General features: G+C 73.3%; 2 protein-coding genes and 1 pseudogene. All 3 read left to right on the forward strand.

What is annotated here, in order from left to right:
* Window positions 1-1,429 (forward strand): annotated as a pseudogene (locus ACRDP3_RS12945) (ATP-binding protein); the annotation flags it as partial.
* An 85-nt stretch (window positions 1,430-1,514) separates the two neighbouring features.
* Window positions 1,515-3,278, forward strand: a complete 1,764-nt coding sequence (locus ACRDP3_RS12950) for a PucR family transcriptional regulator (RefSeq protein ID WP_431517054.1) — start codon at window positions 1,515-1,517, stop codon at window positions 3,276-3,278.
* A 260-nt stretch (window positions 3,279-3,538) separates the two neighbouring features.
* Window positions 3,539-3,879 (forward strand): aldehyde dehydrogenase family protein (locus ACRDP3_RS12955; protein ID WP_431517055.1); only part of this gene is annotated, 341 nt, incomplete at its 3' end.

Raw genomic sequence — 3,879 nt, forward strand, 5'->3', positions numbered from 1 at the left:
CCCCTCGGGGCGCCGCGACCTGCCCCTCCGCGCCGCCCGCCACGACCTGCGTCTGCGCCAGGTCCGGATCGGCACCGCCGCCGACATCGAACGCAATCCGCACCACTACCGCGGCGCCGGGCTCGCCCTTGAACCCGCTCTGCTGGGCACCTCGGCGCTGGCCGTCGGACCGGCCGGTTCCGGCAAGACCACACGCCTGGTGCGCCCTGTCGTGGAATCGCTGTGCCTGCAGGCGCTCGCCGGGCAGGCCGCGGTCGTCGCGGTGACCGCGCACGGCGCGCGGCTGGCGCCGGACGAGTCCTTCGACGCGGTCGTCCGGATCGGGCACCGCGACTCCGCGCACGACCTCGACCTCTACGGCGGTACGGACGACCCCGACGAAGCGGCGGGCATGCTCGCCGAAGCGCTCGTCGGCGACCTGACGGCAGCCCACCCCGGCGGCGACAGCCGCCGTGCCGCCACCTCACTGGCCCAGCTCATCGGCCCCTTCCGTGCCGTACACGGCCACTTTCCCGCCGTACCGGACCTGCGCGAGCTGCTGGACGGATCGCCGTCCGCACTCGGCGGGCTGCGCACCGCGCTGGCGGAGGCCGGTCTCGGCGCCCAGCTGCGTGAACTCGACGCCTACGAGCGCCAGTCGGGCCACGCCGGCGACGCTGCCGCCCTGCTCGCGGACCGCATCGCCCTGCTGGACCGGCCCGCCTTCGCCGGCTTCTTCGTCCCCGAGGGCGCAGAGGGCGCCGAGGGCCCCGGAGGCGCCGGGGGGAGCGGCGGCCCGTCCGGCGAGGGCCACCGGCCGTTCTCGCTCCGCGCACTGGAACACCCGCTGCGGGTGCGCATCGACCTGCCCGAGCGCGGGCACGCCGAGGCGTCGCGCATCCTCGCGCGCCTCGTGCTGGCGCAGTTCGCCGAGTGCGCGGCCGCCCGCGAGGACCAGTCCCTCTTCGCCGGACTGGTACTCGACGACGCCGCCCAGACCGTCACCCCGCAGTCGCTGCGCGCGCTGCAGCGCGTCCGGTCGGCGCACGCGGGCGTGCTGCTCACCCTCCGCGCCCTGGACGAGGTGCCCGCGCCGCTGCGCGGATCGCTGCTGGGCTCGGTCGGCTGCCGGATGGTGTGCGCCGGGGTGACGCCGTGGGACGCGGAGCACTTCGCGGAGGTGTGGGGCACGGAGTGGGTGCAGACCCGTGATGTCACCAACCGTCAGCTCGTCTCCGACGAGCCCGTCACCCGGGTCATGCACGCCGTGCGCCGGCTGGCCACCGGCAGACATGTCACCGCCGAGTCCGTCACCGTACGCACCGTCCAGCGGGCACGCTGGTCGCCCTCCGACCTCGCGAACGAGCTTCCCCCCGGGCACGCCGTGTTGTCCCTGACGACCGTGCGGGGCGAACGCACCCCGCCGATCCTGGCGAAGCTGGGGGAGTGACCCGGGGGATGACCGGGGGAGTCACTGGTGGAACCACTGGGGGAATGACCGAAATGAGCTGTGCGGCTGTACGGTGAGCCTTGTTATGCCACCGACTCTTGCCTCGCTCGTACAGCACTCCGCGCTCCGGCTCGCCGTACTCGCGGGCCAGGACCGGCTGGACACCCCGGTGAGGTGGGCTCACGCCAGTGAACTGGCCGACCCCACACCGTATCTGGAGGGTGGCGAGCTCCTGCTCCTCACCGCGCTGAAGCTGGACGCCGAGGACCCCGCGGGCATGCGCGACTACGTGCGGCGGCTCGCCGGCAAGGGCGTGGTGGGCCTCGGCTTCGCCGCGGGGGTCAACTACGAGAAGGTGCCGGAAGCGCTTGTGGAGGCGTGCCGGGCGGCGGACCTCCCGCTGCTCGAAGTGCCAAGACGTACGCCCTTCATCGCCATCAGCAAAGCCGTCTCCGCCGCCATAGCCGCCGAGCAATACCGTGCCGTCACCGCGGGCTTCGACGCCCAGCGGGAGATGACCCGGGCAGCGCTCTCCCAGGAGGGCCCCGCGGCGCTGCTCACCAAACTGGCCTCGGAGGTGGACGGTTGGGCGGCGCTCTACGACGCCTCGGGCGCCGTGGTGGCCACCGCACCGGCCTGGGCGGTGCGCCGCGCCGCCCGCTTCGTCAGCGACGCCGAACGCCTCCGCGACAGACCCGCGCCCGCGAGCGCCGTGGTCAGCGGCGCGGAGGGCGACGACCGCGTCGAGCTGCAGTCGGTGGGCAGCGGCCGTCGCGCCAAGGCGGTGCTCGCGGTGGGGACAGCCGCACCACTGGGCACCGCCGAGCGTTACGCGGTGCACTCCGCGATCGCGCTGCTGACCCTCACGATGGAGCGTTCGCGGGCCCTCCAGGAAGCCGAACAGCGCCTGGGCGCCGCGGTGATGCGCATGCTGCTCTCCGGCGAACCCGACCACGCCCGCGCGGTGGCCGGACGGCTGTACGGCGGGCTGCTGGACGCGCCCATGCGCGTGCTCGTCGCGGAGCCCGCCTCCGGCTCCAACTCCCGCGTCCGCGGGAGTGTGAACGCTTCCGCGGGTGCGAGAGCCGACGGTGCAGGGGGAGCGTCCTCGGCGGCCGGGGGCAACCTCCCCGTCGTCACCGTCACCGAGAACTCGGCGATGCCCGTACCCGCACCGGAGGGCATCTCCGACGAACTGCCCGGCCCCATCGACCAGCTCGCCGACCTCATCGAGACGGCTGCCGCCCGCAGCGGCGAGGCTGTGCTCGTCGTGCCCGACGGCAGCCGCCTCGTCGTGCTCGCCTCCGACGGCGGAGCGGCGGTCACCGCCTGCGCCCAGTACGCGGCGTCGTGGGCGAATGCTGTGGAAGCCACCGGTTCCGGTGGCGGTGGCGGTGCGCAGTCCAACGGCTCGGCTTCCGCACCGGAGGACGCCTTCGTCATCGGCGTCTCCGCACCGTCAGGTCCCTCGGCGGCCACCGTCGCCTTCAAGCAGGCCGACCAGGCGCTCTCGGTGGCCCGGCGCCGCGGCACCCCGCTGGTCGAGCACGAGGACGTCGCGGCGGGTTCGGTGCTGCCCCTGCTCGCCGACGATGCGGTACGCGCCTTCGCCGACGGCTTGCTCCGCTCACTCCGCGATCACGACGCGAACGGCAGGGGCGACCTCGTCGCCTCGCTGCGCGCCTGGCTCTCCCGGCACGGCCAGTGGGACGCCGCCGCGGCCGATCTGGGCGTCCACAGGCACACCCTGCGCTACCGCATGCGCCGGGTCGAGGAAATCCTCGGCCGCTCGCTCGACGATCCGGACGTACGGATGGAGCTGTGGCTCGCACTGAAGGCCACGGGCTAGCCGCACTCTGCACGGCCCCGCGGGCCGCCGTGCACGACGCCGCATCCGGTCAGGGAAAGCACCCGAAGTGACCGTGCCAATACGGTGTGAGCGTCTGCCGAAATCTGCCACGCCGGATAAGAAACTCCCCCTTTCGTAAGCCCTACCGTGGTCAGGGGAGAGCCGACGGGTGACGCCCGGTACTGAACGCCGGTCAGCACTCGTCACGCCTCTCCTCCCACTCATCACCATCCACTCCTTTCCGGAAGGGCGGTCCAGCAGTGACGACAGCGACTTCCCCGCATTCGTTCTGGCTCGCCGGCCGCGAGGCCACCGGCGATGACACGCTCGATGTCACCTCGCCGTGGGACGGCCGGCTCGTCGGGAGCATCAGCCTTCCCAGTGCGGCCCAGGTCGAAGAGGCCGTGGCAGCCGCTGCCGCTGTCGCCGACGAGTTCTCGGCGACCCCCGCACACGTACGGGCAGCAGCCCTGGACCACGTCGTGGACCGCCTCAAGGAGCGCGCCGAGGAGATCGCCACCCTGATCTCGGCGGAGAACGGCAAGCCCATGAAGTGGGCCCGCGGTGAGGTCGGCCGCTGCGTGTCGGTCTTCCGCTGGGC

This window comes from Streptomyces sp. (genome assembly GCF_050698815.1).
Lineage (GTDB): Bacteria > Actinomycetota > Actinomycetes > Streptomycetales > Streptomycetaceae > Streptomyces.

What these genes read in the sequence shown, in the direction of transcription:
- ACRDP3_RS12950 (WP_431517054.1), top strand. Translation starts at nt 1,515, where the DNA reads ATGCCACCGACTCTTGCCTCGCTCGTACAGCACTCCGCGCTCCGGCTC.